The 16,123-nt window shown below is 70.5% G+C and carries 15 protein-coding genes; 9 read left to right on the top strand and 6 right to left on the bottom strand.

From position 1 onward, the window contains the following. Positions 1-42: 42 nt before the first annotated feature. A complete protein-coding gene (locus ACWGIH_RS32370; RefSeq protein ID WP_453448877.1) occupies positions 43-384 on the top strand; it encodes a DUF2516 family protein in 342 nt (113 codons plus the stop codon). Between the two features lie 53 nt (positions 385-437). Here ACWGIH_RS32370 and ACWGIH_RS32365 read toward each other — a convergent pair whose 3' ends face one another. From ACWGIH_RS32365 to ACWGIH_RS32355, 3 genes are all read right to left on the bottom strand, one after another. Then, positions 438-1,778: a SpoIIE family protein phosphatase gene (locus tag ACWGIH_RS32365; protein WP_453448878.1), complete on the bottom strand. Its 1,341-nt coding sequence runs from the start codon at positions 1,776-1,778 to the stop codon at positions 438-440. Between the two features lie 266 nt (positions 1,779-2,044). After that, positions 2,045-3,094 carry an NlpC/P60 family protein gene (locus tag ACWGIH_RS32360; protein WP_453448879.1) on the bottom strand — a complete coding sequence of 350 codons (1,050 nt, stop codon included), beginning with the start codon at positions 3,092-3,094 and terminating at the stop codon, positions 2,045-2,047. Positions 3,095-3,310: 216 nt separating this feature from the next. Further along, complete coding sequence (locus ACWGIH_RS32355) at positions 3,311-4,108, bottom strand: class I SAM-dependent methyltransferase (RefSeq protein ID WP_453448880.1); 798 nt, start codon at positions 4,106-4,108, stop codon at positions 3,311-3,313. A 208-nt stretch (positions 4,109-4,316) separates the two neighbouring features. On the opposite strand from ACWGIH_RS32355, the gene mshA reads away from it, so the two are divergent. From mshA to ACWGIH_RS32335, 4 genes are all read left to right on the top strand, one after another. Beyond that, positions 4,317-5,663 (top strand): D-inositol-3-phosphate glycosyltransferase, encoded by a 1,347-nt coding sequence (mshA, locus tag ACWGIH_RS32350; protein ID WP_453448881.1) that lies wholly within the window; start codon positions 4,317-4,319, stop codon positions 5,661-5,663. After that, positions 5,656-6,159: a YbjN domain-containing protein gene (locus ACWGIH_RS32345; RefSeq protein ID WP_453448882.1), complete on the top strand. Its 504-nt coding sequence runs from the start codon at positions 5,656-5,658 to the stop codon at positions 6,157-6,159. The genes mshA and ACWGIH_RS32345 overlap by 8 nt, the downstream gene beginning before the upstream one ends. 117 nt (positions 6,160-6,276) lie before the next feature. Further along, positions 6,277-7,995, top strand: coding sequence for a glycosyl hydrolase family 28-related protein (locus ACWGIH_RS32340; protein ID WP_453448883.1), 1,719 nt, complete (start codon positions 6,277-6,279; stop codon positions 7,993-7,995). A gap of 141 nt (positions 7,996-8,136) precedes the next feature. Next, positions 8,137-8,352 carry a hypothetical protein gene (locus ACWGIH_RS32335; RefSeq protein ID WP_453448884.1) on the top strand — a complete coding sequence of 72 codons (216 nt, stop codon included), beginning with the start codon at positions 8,137-8,139 and terminating at the stop codon, positions 8,350-8,352. A 61-nt stretch (positions 8,353-8,413) separates the two neighbouring features. Here the strand turns inward: ACWGIH_RS32335 and ACWGIH_RS32330 are convergent, their stop codons facing one another. Further along, a complete protein-coding gene (locus ACWGIH_RS32330) occupies positions 8,414-9,175 on the bottom strand; it encodes a phosphoglyceromutase (protein WP_453448885.1) in 762 nt (253 codons plus the stop codon). Positions 9,176-9,383: 208 nt separating this feature from the next. Here ACWGIH_RS32330 and ACWGIH_RS32325 point away from each other — a divergent pair, with 208 nt between their 5' ends. After that, positions 9,384-10,649, top strand: a complete 1,266-nt coding sequence (locus ACWGIH_RS32325) for an MDR family MFS transporter (protein WP_453448886.1) — start codon at positions 9,384-9,386, stop codon at positions 10,647-10,649. On the opposite strand, the gene ACWGIH_RS32320 is transcribed toward ACWGIH_RS32325, so the two are convergent. Next, positions 10,639-12,627: an Ig-like domain repeat protein gene (locus ACWGIH_RS32320; protein ID WP_453448887.1), complete on the bottom strand. Its 1,989-nt coding sequence runs from the start codon at positions 12,625-12,627 to the stop codon at positions 10,639-10,641. The two genes, ACWGIH_RS32325 and ACWGIH_RS32320, sit on opposite strands and share 11 nt — an antisense overlap. A gap of 250 nt (positions 12,628-12,877) precedes the next feature. On the opposite strand from ACWGIH_RS32320, the gene ACWGIH_RS32315 reads away from it, so the two are divergent. Then, the gene (locus ACWGIH_RS32315) at positions 12,878-13,036 is read left to right on the top strand and encodes a hypothetical protein (RefSeq protein WP_453448888.1); all 159 of its coding nucleotides are present in this window, start codon (positions 12,878-12,880) and stop codon (positions 13,034-13,036) included. Positions 13,037-13,166: 130 nt separating this feature from the next. Here the strand turns inward: ACWGIH_RS32315 and phoU are convergent, their stop codons facing one another. Next, positions 13,167-13,847 (bottom strand): phosphate signaling complex protein PhoU, encoded by a 681-nt coding sequence (phoU, locus tag ACWGIH_RS32310; RefSeq protein ID WP_453448902.1) that lies wholly within the window; start codon positions 13,845-13,847, stop codon positions 13,167-13,169. A 283-nt stretch (positions 13,848-14,130) separates the two neighbouring features. Between phoU and ACWGIH_RS32305 the strand changes: the two genes are divergently transcribed. Then, positions 14,131-15,390 carry a sensor histidine kinase gene (locus ACWGIH_RS32305; RefSeq protein WP_453448889.1) on the top strand — a complete coding sequence of 420 codons (1,260 nt, stop codon included), beginning with the start codon at positions 14,131-14,133 and terminating at the stop codon, positions 15,388-15,390. Beyond that, the gene (locus ACWGIH_RS32300; RefSeq protein WP_018527980.1) at positions 15,387-16,067 is read left to right on the top strand and encodes a response regulator transcription factor; all 681 of its coding nucleotides are present in this window, start codon (positions 15,387-15,389) and stop codon (positions 16,065-16,067) included. Before ACWGIH_RS32305 ends, ACWGIH_RS32300 begins: the two co-directional genes overlap by 4 nt. The last annotated feature ends 56 nt before the right edge of the window (positions 16,068-16,123 follow it).

Genomic DNA, 16,123 nt, shown 5'->3' with positions numbered 1-16,123 from the left:
CCGCGTACTCAAGAGCCGAGACTGGTGGTGGACGTTGTGCTGATGCAGGGGTTCGCAAACTTCATGTGGCTGCTGTCGTTGGCGCTGATCGTCTTCAGCGGCTTCGCGCTCGTCGACGCGGCCGTGCGGCGTGAGGACGCCTATCGCGCGGCGGACAAGAAGACCAAGCCGTTCTGGCTGATCATCCTCGGGCTCGCCTTCATCGTGAACCTGATCTTCAACATCCTGTCGTTCCTGCCGATCATCGGGCTCATCGCGACCATCGTCTACATGGTCGACGTACGCCCCGCGCTGCGACAGATCACCGGCGGGGGCGGCGGCCGCGGACGCCGCGGCGGCTCCAGCAGCGACGGTCCCTACGGTCCGTACAACGGCGGCCGGTAGCCGACCGCGCGGCAGGGGCCGTCAGCGGTCCCGGTCGAGCAGCAGTACGACCGTCAGCGGTCCCGGTCGAGCAGCAGTACGGCCACGTCGTCGGTCAGATCCCCGCCGTTGAGTTCACGCACCTCGTTCACCGCGGCCTCCAGGAGTTCGTCGCCCCGCAGGCCCGCCGCGATCTGGCGGCGCAGCATCTCCACCATGCCGTCCTGGCCGAGGCGCTGGTTGCCCTCGCCGACGCGCCCCTCGATCAGCCCGTCCGTGTAGAGCATCAGGCTCCACTTGCCGCCGAGCTCCACCTGGCGGCGCGGCCAGCGGGCGTTCGGCAGGAGTCCGAGCGCCGGGCCGTTCGTGTCGTACGGCAGCAGCTCGGCGAGGTGGCCGTCGCGCGCGATCAGCGGTGACGGGTGCCCCGCCAGGCAGAGCCCGGCCCGGCGGCCGTCCGGGGCGATGTCGACCGTGCAGAGCGTCGCGAAGATCTCGTCGTCGGCGCGCTCGTGCTCAAGGACCTTCTGCATCGTGCTGAGCAGCTCGTCGCCGCACAGACCCGCGAAGGTCAGCGTCCGCCAGGCTATGCGCAGCTCGACCCCGAGCGCCGCCTCGTCCGGGCCGTGGCCGCAGACGTCGCCGATCATGACGTGCACGGAGCCGTCAGGAGTGCGCACCGTGTCGTAGAAGTCGCCGCCGAGGAGCGCGCGCGAACGCCCCGGACGGTAGCGCGCGGCGAACCGCAGCGGTGAGCCGTCCAGCAGTGGCGTCGGCAGCAGGCCGCGCTCCAGACGGGCGTTCTCCTGGGCCCGCAGGCGCGACTCCGTCAGCTGGCGCTGGGCGGCGTCCGCGCGCTTGCGCTCCACGGCGTACCGGATGGCGCGGCTCAGGAGCCGCCCGTCCAGCTCGTCACGGAAGAGATAGTCCTGGGCGCCGACCCGCACGGCCTCCGCGCCGCCCTCGGTGTCGCCGCTCGCGGTGAGCGCGAGGACGGCGTGCCGGGGCGCGAGGCGCAGGACGTGCTTGAGCGTGGCGAGCTCGTCCGCTTCCTCCTCCGGGGTGCTTGCGGGGCCCGCGAGGGCCAGGTCGAGCAGGATGCAGTGCACGTCGTCGGTGAGCAGCCGCTCGGCCTCGGTGAGGTTGCGGGCGGTGCGGACCCTGATGGGCTTGCCCGCGGAGTCGAGCATCTGCGGGACGCTCAGGGAGCCCACCGGGTCGTCCTCGATCACCAGGAGGCTGAGGCCGGGGCCGCTCGCCTGCTGGGCCGGGTCCCTGGGCATCGGCAGATGCCCCACGGGGGCGGGTACGGGTTCGGGCGCCTGCACGGGTGCGGGCGTCGGCGTCGGCAGAGCGTGAGCCTGTCCGCCTTCCGCGGCCGGGATCGCTCTCTGCCGCGGTATGGGTGCGGGCATGGCTTCGGTTTCCTTCCCTCCCCCCGAGGGCATGGTGGATCGACGGTCGAACGCTCCACCGACGGGGACCATAGCGGTAGGCGAGCCCCGATTGGAATGGCGCGCGGCAAACAGCCACCGTCATATGCCGCATCAAGGACCGCAATTGGGCACGACAGCCTCCGACAGGGATGACGAACATCACGCCCGGAGGGTTGAGAGACGTGCCCGGGGTGCGGTGGGTCACATGACGTGGCCCACAGGAGGGCGGCCGGGACTCCGAAGGCCTACTTGTCGGGCCGCACGACCCCGAGAATCTTCATCGAGCCCGCGCCCGCGACGGTGACATCGCGGCCGGGCCGCGGCGCGTGCACGATCGCGCCGTCACCCACGTACATCCCGACATGGCTGGCGTCCGCGTGGTAGATGATCAGGTCGCCGGGGCGCATGTTCTTGATGTCGATGCGCGGGAGCTGCTTCCACTGCTCCTGCGACGTACGTGGAATTCCCTTGCCGGCGGCGGCCCAGGCCTTGGACGTGAGGCCGGAGCAGTCGTACGACGAGGGACCCTCGGCGCCCCAGACGTACGGCTTGCCGATCTGCTCGGTGGCGAACTCGACGGCCTTCTTGCCCGGGCCGGTCGCCTTGCCCTTGATGTCCTTCAGGACGCCCGAACTCACCCACGCCGACTGCTTCTTGAGCTGGGCCTCCTCCTCGAGCTTCCTGAGGCGCTCCAGCTCCTTCTTCTCGAGCTTGGACTCCAGCTCCTCGGCGGCCGCGATCTTCTTCTTGATCTTCTTCTTCGACGCGGCCTTCGCCTTGCGGTTGGACTCCAGCTTCTTCCACTGGGCGGTGGCGTCCTTGGCGTAGATCCGCAGGTCCTCCTGCGTCCGCTCCATCTCCGTCATCATGCCCTTGGTGGCCTTCTGGCCCTGCCGCATCCGGCCGGCGCCGTCCAGGAACTCCTGGGGGTCCTCGCTCAGCATCAGCCGGGCCTCGGAGGAGACCCCGCCGCTGCGGTACTGGGCGCGGGCGGCGGCGCCCGCGCGGGACTTGAGCTTGTCCAGCTTCTGCTGGCCCTTCGTGATGGAGCGGGCGAGCTTCACGATCTGCTTGGACTGCTTCTCGCTCTTCTCCTCCGCCGCGTTGTACGCGTCCGTGGCGACGCCCGCGTCGTGGTAGAGCTTCTCGAGCTCCTTGCGCAGCTCCTCAAGGGATGTGGTGCTGCCGGGCGTTGGCTTCGCCGGACTCGCGTGGGCCGTGCCCGGCGCGCTCAGCACCACTGCCGCGCAGATCAGCGCCAGGCCAGCCACAGTCGAACTCCGCTTGCCGGTCACGTCCGCCTCCCCCAAAGCTGATTTACCGTCAGTAACATACGAGTGCACCGGGGATGGTGCCATGCCGACGCGCAATGCGACAGAGCGCGGCGGCAACTCCGACCCCCACCGCCCCATGTGACGAACGGCACTCGTAGATCGTTCCCTCCGCGGCGCGCCGCACGCGGAGTTCACCCGCCGCCGCCTCACGAATTCACCCGGAGGCACCCCGCGCGTTCACCCCTGGCGCGGCGCCAACGCTTCCCACCGCACCGTCACTTCGCCCTGCCGCCACCGCGCGGGGCGGTCCGCCACCGGCCAGTCCGCGGCCAGGGCCCGCACCGTCCTGATCCACCGCTGCCGGGCGCCGTACGAGGCGTAGGGCGCCGCGGCGGCCCAGGCGCGGTCGAAGTCGCGCAGGAACGCGTGCACCGGCTCGCCCGGCACGTTCCGGTGGATCAGCGCCTTGGGCAGGCGCTCGGCGAGGTCGGAGGGCCGGTCGAGCGAGCCGAGGCGCGTCGCGAAGGTGACCGTGCGCGGACCCTTTGGCCCGAGCGCGACCCAGACGTGCCGCCGCCCGATCTCGTCGCAGGTCCCCTCGACGAGCAGCCCGCCGGGTGCGAGCCGCCCGCACAGCCGCTCCCACACCGCGGCGACCTGTTCCTCGTCGTACTGCCGGAGCACGTTCGCCGCCCGGATCAGCGTGGGCCTGCCGGGCAGCGGGACCTCGAAGCCGCCGTGCCGGAAGGAGAGACCTTCCCTCTCGTACGGCTTCGCGGCCGCGACCCGTGCCGGATCGATCTCGACGCCGACCACGCGCGCGTGCGGGGCGGCGGTCCTGAGCCGGACGAGCAGCTCCACGGCTGTCCAGGGGGCGGCCCCGTAGCCGAGATCGACCGCGACGGGGTCGGCGGAGCGCCGCAGTGCGGCGCCGTGCGTGGCGGCGATCCAGCGGTCCATGCGGCGCAGCCGGTTGGGGTTGGTGGTCCCGCGCGTCACCGTTCCCACGGGGCGGGAAGGGGTGCGGGAGGCCATGGGGAAAGGGTATGCGCCCTGGTGACGGGGGTACGCGGCGAGTGCCGCGAGGGCAGGGGTCGGGGCCCGGACGGCAATGGGTTGAGCCTTGTCCGGTAATGATTTGGCAAAGAGGAAATGGAGTCGCCCCTTCCGATGTTCTCCCTGCGGAGGACCGTGCACGCCCTCCCTTGAGACATGCCCGCGCGCGCACAAGGAGGACCGCCACGTGAGCCAGTACGTGACCAGGCTCGGCCGTCGCTCGCCGGCAGCGCCCGGCAGACTCCGGCTCCCGGTCGGCAACCGGCGCCCCCGCCGGGTGGCCATGCTCAGCGTGCACACGTCCCCGCTGCACCAGCCGGGCACGGGCGACGCGGGCGGCATGAACGTCTACATCGTGGAGCTGGCCAAGCGTCTCGCGGCCATCAACATCGAGGTGGAGATCTTCACGCGCTCGACGACGGGCGCACTGCCGCCCGCCGTCGAGCTCGCTCCGGGCGTCCTCGTGCGCCATGTCGACGCGGGACCCTACGAAGGCCTGGCGAAGGAAGAGCTGCCCGCCCAGCTCTGCGCCTTCACGCACGGCGTGATGCAGGCATGGGCGGGCCACCGCCCCGGCCACTACGACCTGGTCCACTCCCACTACTGGCTCAGCGGCCACGTCGGCTGGCTCGCCGCCGAGCGCTGGGGCGTGCCGCTGGTGCACGCCATGCACACCATGGCCAAGGTCAAGAACGCGGCGCTGGCGGAGGGCGACACCCCGGAGCCCGCGGCACGCGTGATCGGCGAGACGCAGATCGTGCGCGCCGCCGACCGGCTGATCGCGAACACCTCCGAAGAGGCCGACGAGCTCGTACGCCACTACGAGGCCGAAGTGGGCAAGGTCGCCGTCGTGCACCCCGGCGTGAACCTCGACCGCTTCCGCCCCGCCGACGGCCGCGCGGCGGCCCGCCAGCGCCTCGGCCTCCCGCAGGACGCCCTCGTCCCGCTCTTCGCGGGCCGCATCCAGCCCCTCAAGGCGCCCGACGTCCTGCTCCGCGCGGTCGCCGTGCTCCTGGACCAGCGCCCCGACCTGCGCAGGCACATCGTCGTCCCCGTGGTCGGCGGCCCGAGCGGCAGCGGACTCGCGAAGCCGGAGGGCCTGCAGAAGCTGGCCGCGAGGCTGGGCATCGCGGACGTGGTCCGCTTCCAGCCTCCGGTGGGCCAGGAGCAGCTCGCGGACTGGTTCAGGGCGGCCTCGGTCCTCGTGATGCCCTCCTACAGCGAGTCGTTCGGCCTGGTGGCCATAGAGGCCCAGGCGGCGGGCACCCCGGTGCTCGCCGCGTCGGTGGGCGGTCTGCCGGTCGCCGTACGCGACGGGGTGACGGGCTTCCTGGTCGACGGCCACGAGCCGGCCCACTACGCGCGCGTGCTCCGCGATTTCGCCGAGACCCCGCACCTCGTGGACCGCATGGGTGACGCGGCCGCACGGCACGCGCAATCCTTCGGCTGGGACACGGCCGCGTCCGCCACGGCGGACGTCTACACGGCGGCGGTGCACGAACACCGGCGTCGCGTACGCTCGCATCATGGCTGATCAGACGGACGCAGCGGCGATCGGGATCATCGAACAGACGCTGAACGAAGCGGAACTGGAGTGGGAGAGCCCGCAGAGCGGCTCCTTCGTCGTGACCCTTCCGGGCACCCGCAAGCTGTCGACGACGCTCTCGCTGCGGGTCGGCAAGCACGCGCTGTCGCTGACGGCGTTCGTGATCCGGCACCCCGACGAGAACCACGACGCGGTGCACCGCTGGCTCCTCGAGCGGAACCTGCGCCTGTACGGCGTGAGTTACGCGATCGACTCCCTCGGCGACATCTATCTCACCGGCAAGCTCCCGCTCTCGGCGGTCACCCCCGACGAACTGGACCGCCTGCTCGGCTCGGTCCTGGAGAACGCGGACGGCTCCTTCAACACCCTCCTCGAACTGGGCTTCGCCTCCGCGATCCGCAAGGAGTACGCGTGGCGCGTGTCGCGGGGCGAGTCCACGCGCAACCTTGACGCGTTCACCCACCTGACCCAGCCTCAGGGCTAGCCCGTCGGCTTAGATCCGCCCTCGCAGGACGTCTTCCCCCGTACGGGGCGCCAGTGGCATGCTCGCGGCCATCGCAGACATGAATGACGTTCACATCCATGGAAGGTGGCGGCGGGCATGGGCTTGGGCAGGGGTACGGCCAGGGGCTCGGAGGCGGATACGGGTGAGGAGCACCCCAGCAGACGTGGCGTACTCGGCGGTGCGATCGCCGTGGCGGCCGTTGCCGCGTCCGGTGGGACGGCTTGGGCGAAGCCAGGCGAGACTCCGTGGGCGGAGCCAGGCGAAACGCCCGTTCTCTGGCGGGAGTTCAGGGCAACCCCGTACACGCACCCCCAGATCCCCTACATAGCCCGGGCGGGCGCCCGCTCCGGCACCCGCCGTCTTCCCCGCCCCGCGGTAGTGGCGAACGCCCGGGACCACGGGGCCAGGCCGGACGGCACGCGGGACGCGGCACCGGCGATCAACCGCGCCCTGGCCGAAGCGGGGGAGCGGGGCGGCGGCACGGTGCTGCTCCCGCCCGGCAGGTACCGCATCGACGGCATCATCCGCATCGCCCACGACAACGTGGTCCTGCGGGGCGCGGGCAGCAACCGCACCACCCTCCACGCGACGAAGAACCTCACGGAACTGATCGGCCCGTACGGCTCCCGCTACGGCGGCGACAAGTCGAGCTGGTCCTGGGCCGGCGGGCTCATCTGGCTCTGTCCGCAGCAACGTTGGGAGTCGCTGACGACCGCCATCAAGGCGAAGGCGTGGCCTTTCGAGGGCTGGACGGGCAACAAGCGGGACGAGTGGGAGACCCTCACGGCGGTCGCTCCCGCGAGCCGAGGCGACCACACCCTGCGGGTCAAGGACACCTCCCGCCTCCACAAGGGCGACCTGGTGCTGCTGCGACTGGCCGACGACGCGGGTCACACGCTCCTGGAGCACATGGCGGGCGGCGGCCCCGGCGCCGAGGCGTACACCTGGGACGACAAGACGAAGCTGACGTCGTACGTCCCCTACGAGTGGCCGGTCCGCATCACTTCAGTAAAGAAGAGCACGGTCACCCTGGAACGCCCGCTCCCCCTGGACGTACGCGAGGAGTGGGACCCACGCCTGACGACCCACGTGAAGGCGCTGACGGGCGCGGGAGTCGAGGGCCTGACGCTCGAAGCCGTGGAGACCCCGCAAGCGCCCCACCTCCTGGACGAGGGATACAACGGGGTGACGTTCCAGTGCGCGTACGACTGCTGGGCGGACGACATCGTGGTCCGCCACGTGGACAACGGCTTCGGCCTGGTGAGCGCATCGGCGTGCACGCTGCGCCGCACGCGGGTGGAGGGCAGGGGAGCGCACCACCCGTACTTCTGCCGCGAGGGCTCGCACGACAACGTGACCGAGGACTTCCACATAGCCCGGCGCACGGCCCCGGCCCCGTCGGGCACCCAGCTCCACGGCATCAACGTGGAGGGCCTCTCGTCCTGCAACGTCTGGTCCCGGGGCGTGATGGAGATGGGCACGTTCGACAGCCACCGGGGCATGCCCTTCGGGAACGTCCGCACGGACATCACGGTCGACAACAACGGCCGCCACGGCGGAGACGCGAGCGCGGGCCCCCTCTTCGGGGCCCGCTTCACTCACTGGAACATCCGCGTCACCAACGGCCGCGCGGGCCTGATGAAGATCGACGGCCTGGCGCCGTACAGCGCCACGGTCGGCATCAACGAGGTCCGTGAGTTCGACCAGATCGACGTACCGGACTTCTCCGGAGACCTGCACTCACGACTGGAGCTCTACGGGACGACGGACGCGGTGCGGCCGAGGAACCTGTACGAGGCACAGAGGGAGCTGTAGCCCCGTGCCCCTGGCAAGTCCGCCGATCCGGCCCCGGATGGGCGCTTTGCCGCCAACCCCGCCCAACTGAGTGCTCCCGGCATGCGGTTCGGGCTACACAGGAGAACTGGGACGTTCTTGCCTGATGGGGGGGACTGGCCAGTGGTACTGACGATCAACGTGGCGGTTCTGCTGGCGGTCATCATCATCGTCCGCTTGCGCAGGCGCACACAGGCCCGCAAGCGGACCGACGAACAGCTGACGGTGGTCATCGTCCTGGTCTTCGGCGTCCTGATCGCCCCCACCGCCTTCGGCCAGTGGATCCTGGACGCGGTGGGCGAACTCGCCCAGGGAATATCGGACGCGGGCAGCCCGTGAACCACTGGAAAACGCCCCTTGCCCGCACCAGAAGTGCGGGCAAGGGGCGTGATCACGGGACTTACTTCTTCTTGCCCTGGTTCTTGACCGCCTCGATGGCCGCCTTCGCCGCGTCGGGGTCGAGGTACGTGCCCCCGGCCTTCACCGGCTTGAACTCGGCGTCCAGTTCGTACGCCAGCGGGATGCCCGTCGGGATGTTCAGGCCTGCGATGTCCTCGTCCGAGATGCCGTCCAGGTGCTTGACCAGGGCGCGCAGCGAGTTGCCGTGCGCGGCGACCAGGACCGTCCTGCCGGTCAGCAGGTCCGGGACGATGCCGTCGAACCAGTACGGGAGCATGCGGACGACGACGTCCTTGAGGCACTCCGTCTGCGGGCGCAGCTCGGGCGGGAGCGTCGCGTAGCGCGGGTCCTCGAACTGCGAGTACTCGGCGTCACGGTCCAGCGGCGGCGGCGGGGTGTCGTACGAGCGGCGCCAGAGCATGAACTGCTCCTCGCCGAACTCGGCGAGCGTCTGCGCCTTGTCCTTGCCCTGCAGCGCGCCGTAGTGACGCTCGTTCAGGCGCCACGAGCGGTGCACGGGGATCCAGTGGCGGTCCGCGGACTCCAGCGCCAGCTGGGCCGTGCGGATCGCGCGCTTCTGGAGCGACGTGTGGACCACGTCGGGGAGCAGGCCGGCGTCCTTGAGCAGCTCACCGCCGCGGACCGCCTCCTTCTCGCCCTTCTCGTTGAGGTTGACGTCCACCCAGCCGGTGAACAGGTTCTTCGCGTTCCACTCGCTCTCGCCGTGGCGGAGGAGGATCAGCTTGTACGGTGCGTCGGCCATGCCCCTGAGCGTAATCGAACCGCCGGGTGCCCCGCGCGTCCGCCCGGACCCCGGACGGCGTGGCCGCGGGGGCGGCGACAGTTGACGGGTTCTGCTAATCCACTGGCTCTTTCCGGGCCCCGAGTCGTAATGTTCGCTCGATGCCAGAGACACTTACATAAGTAGTCGGCGGCACTTACTCATCTGCCTGATCCTGTGGGGGACCCGAATGCCACTCGCCGCCCTGAGACGCGCCGCCAAGGAGTCCGTCTCCGGTCTTCCCCGCGAGTTCTGGTGGCTGTGGACCAGCACCCTCGTCAACCGCCTCGGCGCCTTCGTCGCCACCTTCATGGCGCTCTACCTGACCCTCGACCGCGGCTACTCCGCCACGTACGCCGGTCTCGTCGCCGCCCTGCACGGACTCGGCGGCGTCGTCTCCTCGCTCGGCGCGGGCGTGATGACCGACCGGCTCGGGCGGCGGCCCACCCTCCTCATCGCCCAGGCCTCCACCGCCCTGTCCGTGGCGCTCCTCGGCTTCATGAAGGACCCCCTGGCCATCGCGGCCGTCGCCTTCCTCGTCGGCATGGCGAGCAACGCCTCCCGCCCCGCCGTCCAGGCGATGATGGCCGACATCGTCCGCCCCGAGGACCGGGTGCGGGCCTTCTCGCTCAACTACTGGGCCATCAACCTCGGGTTCGCGATCTCCTCCATGGGCGCCGGGTTCATCGCCGAGTTCAGCTACCTCGCCGGGTTCCTCATCGAAGCCGTGATGACCATGGTCTGCGCCGTCGTCGTCTTCATGAAGCTGCCGGAGTCGCGGCCCGTGCGGACCGCCCTGGAGAAGGAGTCGGACCCGGACGTCGGCCTCGGGACCGTCCTGCGCGACGGGCGCTTCATGGGCGTCGTCGGGCTGTCCTTCCTCGTCGCCCTGATCTTCCAGCAGGGCTCCGTGGGACTGCCCGTCGCCATGGGCGAGGCCGGGTTCACGCCCGCCGACTACGGTCTCGCCATCGCCGTCAACGGCGTCCTGATCGTCGCCCTCCAGATCCCCGTCACCCGGTTCATCGAACACCGCGACCCCCAGCGGCTGTTGATCGTCTCCGCGCTGCTCGCCGGCTACGGCTTCGGGCTCACCGCCTTCGCCGGGTCCATCGGCGTCTTCGCCCTGACCGTGTGCGTCTGGACCCTCGCCGAGATCGTCAACGCTCCCACGCAGACCGGCCTGGTCGTACGCCTCTCGCCGACCCATGGCAGGGGCCGCTACCAGGGCATGTACGTCCTGTCGTGGGCCGTCGCCTCGCTCGTCGCCCCCCTGATGTCCGGCCTCGTCATCGACCGCTTCGGCGCCGAGTGGCTCTGGGGCATCTGCGCGGTCATCGGCACGGTCGCCGCGCTCGGCTACTGGTCGCTGATGCGGGGACTCCCCGCCGAGGAGATGGCGGCCACTTCCCGGACCGCCGCCCCCACCGCCCCCGCCCCGCGAACTACCGCGTGAAGTTCAGGTACCGCCACGCCCCATGCGTCGTCGAGTTCACGTTGTCCCCCGACGACCCGTTGACGTACGACGCGCGGATCCGCGCCCGGATGCCCGACTCGCCCGGAGCCTCAAGACGCACGGAGGACGTGCCGTCGGTGCCGAGCCTGAAGTACTCGGGGCTGCCCGCCGAGTTCCAGCGGCCGTTCGCGTACACCTCCATCTGCATCCGGTGCTTGCGGCCCTTGTAGTACGACATCGTCGTGGTCAGGACCGGGTCGGTGTTCCTGTGGAAGTAGTGGTACGTCGTGGATCCGATCTTCCCCGTCTTGTAGTGCTTGGCGACCGACGTGGAGACCTTGACCTTGGCGTACGCCGTCGATGTGGCCTTCTTCGACGCGTACCGCGCATCGCCCGCGAAGACCGCCGTGACCTTCGTGTCGCGCTTCATGTCCACGGTCGCCGACAGATCGCCGCGGGCGTTCACCACGCCCTTCTTGACCAGCCTGTTGGGCTTGTCGGAGCCATACGGGTCGGCCCAGATCTCCACGGTGCGGTTCTTGTACGTGGTGCCGAGGCGCGCGGTGAAGGAGACGTCGGCGCCGTAGCCGTACACGTTGCCGTTCTTGTTCAGGGTCAGCTTGGGCGTGCTCCGCGAGACCTCCACCGTGTCCGACGCGGAGGCCGCCGCCCGCGTGGCGTCACCCGCGTACGCGACCTTGTACGTCACCTTGCCGCCCGCGGGCGGAGTGTCGGTGAGGGAGAAGGAGCCGTCCGCCTTGGTCTGCGCCGTGGGCAGCTTCTTGCCGTCGGGGGACTCGATGTCCGAGCGCGTGACGGCCAGTTCGGTCCCGGCCGGCAGCGGCGCCGTGTCGGTGATCTTTCCGCTGACGGTGAGGGACTTGGCCCGCGGCGCCTTCTCCGGGGCCGTGACCGTGAGCTCCGGCAGGGACTTGTCCGGCTCGGTCAGGACCCGCAGCGAGAAGACACCCTGGCTGTTCTCGGAGACGGCGAAGAGCCTGCTGCCGTCCGGCGTCCAGGCGAGGCCGCCTTCGGCGAGGGCGTCGCCGCCGCTGCCGCCACCGGTGTTCGGGAACTCGTACTCCCGGACCTTGGACCACTTGCCCTGCTGGTAGATGTGCACGTCGGGCCCGTACCAAGAGGACGTGCCCGCGGCCACGGTGCCGTCCGGCGCGATGTCCACGGCGGCGCCGTAGTCCCCCGAGTTGTAGCGGCCCACCGGGGAGAGGTCCTCCGTGGAGTACACCGGGTGGTAGTACGGGGCGCCGCTCGCCGTGACGATCTGGGTCCCGTCCGGGGAGACCGCGATGTCGTCGAAGAAGCCGCCCTCCACCGACTTGGTGACCCGCAGCTCCGGCTTCGGTCCCGACACGTCGTACACCGTCAGGGAGTCGTTGCTCGTCACCTTCTCACCGGCGACGAGGACCCCCGAGTCCGGGTCGGAACCCAGCTCGGGCGCGGCGTAGAAACTCGCGTCGCCGTCCTGGCCGAGCGCGACGACGGGCTCGGCACTGGAGAGGTCCAGCGAACCGATGCCCCCCTCGGCGTCGGGCCCGTAACCGAACCACAGCTTTCCGCTCGCCAACGCCAGCGTGCGCGGCTTCTCGGCACCGCCCAGCGAGTAGCTCGCGCTCTGGGCGTACGAGGACGTGTCCACGGCGACGATGCGGTTGAGCCCCGCCACCGCCGCGTACACCTGGCCGGAGTCGGGCGACAGTGCCAGTCCTTCGACGTCCGGCAGCCCGTCCAGGGTCGCCTTGACCGTGCCCGAGTAATCCGTGACGACGATCTTGCCGTCGGCCGGGTCGGAGACGTAGACGCGCTGGTGCGCCCCGTCCACGAGCACGTCGGCCGCCGACTTCACGCCCAGGATCTTCGCCGAGTCAGCGGCGGCCGGACCGGCCCCCGTGGCGACCAGGGCCGCCGAGCTGAAGAGGACCGCGAGCGCTGTCGCGGTCGAGATGGTGCGCGTACGCACGGTATGTGACCCCCCACATAAGAAAAGCCCAAGGCAGTCGCCCGGGCCTCGAACCCCCCGTAACAGCGGCAACACAGTAAGGCATTGCGGTGAAGGTTGTGGAGGGAGTTTCGCGAGTGGTCACGCGGCGCGCCTTCCGGCGCGACCCCCGACGCGACGGGCCCGCCGTACGCGCGTGTGCGCCGTTGGTGCGCCCCTTCCTCTGGGAAGGGAACGGGCATCAGGCAGTACGCCTTCGAGGAGGAGACCCATGGCCGAGTCCCCCATCACCGAAACCGTCCCCGAGCAGTCGGCGAAGACGCCCGGCCTGCCCGAGCTGGTGCTCCTTGGCTCCTGCGGCTGCGGCTCGGGCTGCGGCTGCGGCTGTCAGTCGGGCGGACCGTGCCAGTGCGGCGGCTGCTGCGGCTGACCCTGAACGGCGCCGCACAGGACTGTGCCCCGCACGACCTGACCGTGCGGGGCACACCTCTGTTGCGCGGGAACTCGTCCCGTACGAAGCATTCGCGTACGGGACAGCAACCGTCGCGTACGGAACAGCCTCAGGCGCCCTCCACCGGCGTCCCCGTCGGCTGGATCTCGTCCGCGTGCTCGCCGGTGACCAGGTAGACGACCCTCTTCGCCACCGAGACGGCGTGGTCGGCGAAGCGCTCGTAGTAACGGCCGAGGAGCGTCACGTCCACGGCCGTCTCGATGCCGTGCTTCCAGCGGTCGTCCATCAGGTGCTGGAAGAGCGTGCGGTGCAGCAGGTCCATCTCGTCGTCGTCCTGCTCCAGCTGGAGCGCCAGGTCGACGTCCTTCGTGATGATGACCTCGGCAGCCTTGGCCATCAGGCGCTGCGCGAGCTGCCCCATCTCAAGGATCGTCGCGTGCAGGTCGTGCGGAACGGCCGACGCCGGGAAGCGCAGGCGGGTCAGCTTGCCGACGTGCTGGGCGAGGTCGCCCGAGCGCTCCAGGTCGGCGCTCATCCGCAGCGAGGTCACGACGATGCGCAGGTCGGTGGCGACCGGCTGCTGCCGCGCGAGGAGGGCTATCGCGCGCGCCTCCAGCTCGTGCTGCAGATCGTCCACCTTCTGGTCGGCGGCGATCACGCTCTCCGCCATCTTCAGGTCGGCGTCGAGCATGGCCGTCGTGGCGCGCCCGATCGCGGACCCGACAAGGCGGGCCATTTCGACCAGGCCTTCGCCGATCGAGTCAAGTTCCTCGTGGTACGCGTCCCGCATGTGGATGTCCCTCTCTAGTACGTCCCGGGGGGTGACCCCCACGCTCCCACGGTGCGGCCCCGACGCGTCCGTTTCCGGCATCCCGAATGAACCGCCCCTGTCACCGAGGTGAACTGTGGGCGACGCGTGGTGCGCGCCCGGGAGCCACACCCGCACGGCCCGGAGTAACCCGTTCAGCCGAAGTGAACCAACACCGTCCCCACGGTGAACTCTGGGCGACGAGTGTTCGAGCGGGCACCCGGATGGCTGGGGCAGGTGCTCATCCGGCGCATAACCTGGAGGCATGGACGTGAACGCGGCGGTCGCCGCAGCGGCAGCGATCGCCGGGGTGTGCACCGGTGTCATCGCCATGCTGGCGTTCCGCTGGAGCGAGCGCGACCTGAAACGCCCCACCCGGACCTCCCTGCACACAGACCCCGTACTGCCACCCGGCGTCGACACGGTGCTCTCCGTGCTCCGCTCGTCCGCCGTCGTCCTCGACGAGGCGGACAGCGTCGTCAAGGCGAGCTCGGCCGCGTACGCCCTCGGCCTGGTCCGCGGCGGCAAGCTCGCCGTCGAGCCCATGCTCCAGATGGCCCGCGACACCCGCCGCGACGGCGAGATACGCCAGGTCGAGCTGGACCTGCCACGCCGCGGCACCGGCCGGGGCGAGGCCCTCGCCGTCTCCGCACGCGTGGCCCCCCTCGGCTCCCGCCTGGTCCTGCTCCTCGTGGAGGACCTCACGGAGGCCCGCCGCATCGAGGCCGTACGACGCGACTTCGTCGCGAACGTGAGCCACGAGCTGAAGACCCCGGTGGGAGCACTCTCCCTGCTCTCCGAAGCTGTCATGGACGCCTCCGACGACCCCGAGGCCGTCGAGCGCTTCGCGGGCCGCATGCAGATCGAGGCGACCCGCCTGACCAGCCTCGTCCAGGAGCTCATCGACCTCTCCCGGGTCCAGAACGACGACCCCCTGGAGGACGCCGAGCCCGTCCGTGTCGACGAACTGGTGGCGGAGGCGATTGACCGCAGCCGGCACCAGGCCTCCCACAAACAGATCACCATGGCCGCGGGCGGCACCGCCGACCTGCAGATATGGGGCAACCGCGGCCAGCTGGCGGCGGCGCTCGGCAATCTCGTCGAGAACGCCGTGAACTATTCGCCCGCACGTACCCGGGTGGGCATCGCCGCCCGCCGGGTCACCGCGCCGGGCGGCGATTTGATCGAGGTGGCCGTCACCGACCAGGGGATCGGCATCTCCGACAAGGACAAGGAGCGCATCTTCGAGCGCTTCTACCGAGTGGACCCGGCCCGCTCCCGGGCCACCGGCGGCACCGGCCTCGGCCTCGCCATCGTCAAACATGTGGCCGCCTCGCACGGCGGGGAGGTCACCGTGTGGAGCTCCGAGGGACAGGGCTCCACCTTCACCCTGCGGCTGCCCGAAGCAGCCGCGGCCCGCGACCGCGGACCCGGTCACGGCGGTACCGGCAGCGAAGCCGACGCCGTACGGCCCGACGAGACCACTGCGTACGAACCCATTCCTGCCCCGGAGGTCCTTCCGTGACCCGAGTGCTCGTCGTCGAGGACGAGGAATCCTTCAGCGACGCCCTGTCCTACATGCTCCGCAAGGAGGGCTTCGAGGTCGCCATCGCGGCCACCGGCCCGGACGGACTCGACGAGTTCGAGCGCAACGGCGCCGACCTCGTCCTGCTCGACCTGATGCTGCCCGGCCTGCCCGGCACGGAGGTCTGCCGACAGCTGCGCGGCCGCTCCAACGTCCCGGTGATCATGGTCACCGCCAAGGACAGCGAGATCGACAAGGTGGTCGGCCTCGAAATAGGAGCCGACGACTACGTCACCAAGCCCTTCTCCTCGCGCGAACTGGTCGCCCGCATCCGCGCGGTCCTGCGCCGCCGCGGTGAGCCCGAGGAGGTCGCCCCGCAGGCCCTGGAGGCGGGCCCGGTCCGCATGGACGTGGACCGCCACGTCGTCACGGTCTCCGGCTCCAAGGTCGACCTGCCCCTCAAGGAGTTCGACCTCCTGGAGATGCTCCTGCGCAACGCGGGCCGCGTCCTGACCCGCATGCAGCTCATCGACCGCGTCTGGGGCGCGGACTACGTGGGCGACACCAAGACCCTCGACGTGCACGTCAAGCGCCTGCGCGCCAAGATCGAGCCCGACCCCGGTGCACCGCGCTACCTGGTGACGGTGCGGGGCCTCGGCTACAAGTTCGAGCCGTAGCCGGCCCCCCAGTAGACGCCGCGGACAGACGGAAGGGCGGGAACCCGGTGCCGGGT

The sequence above is a fragment of the Streptomyces sp. NPDC054872 genome (genome assembly GCF_053610705.1).
Note: the sequence above shows the minus strand (reverse complement) of the source record. Positions and strands in the feature narration are given on the sequence as shown.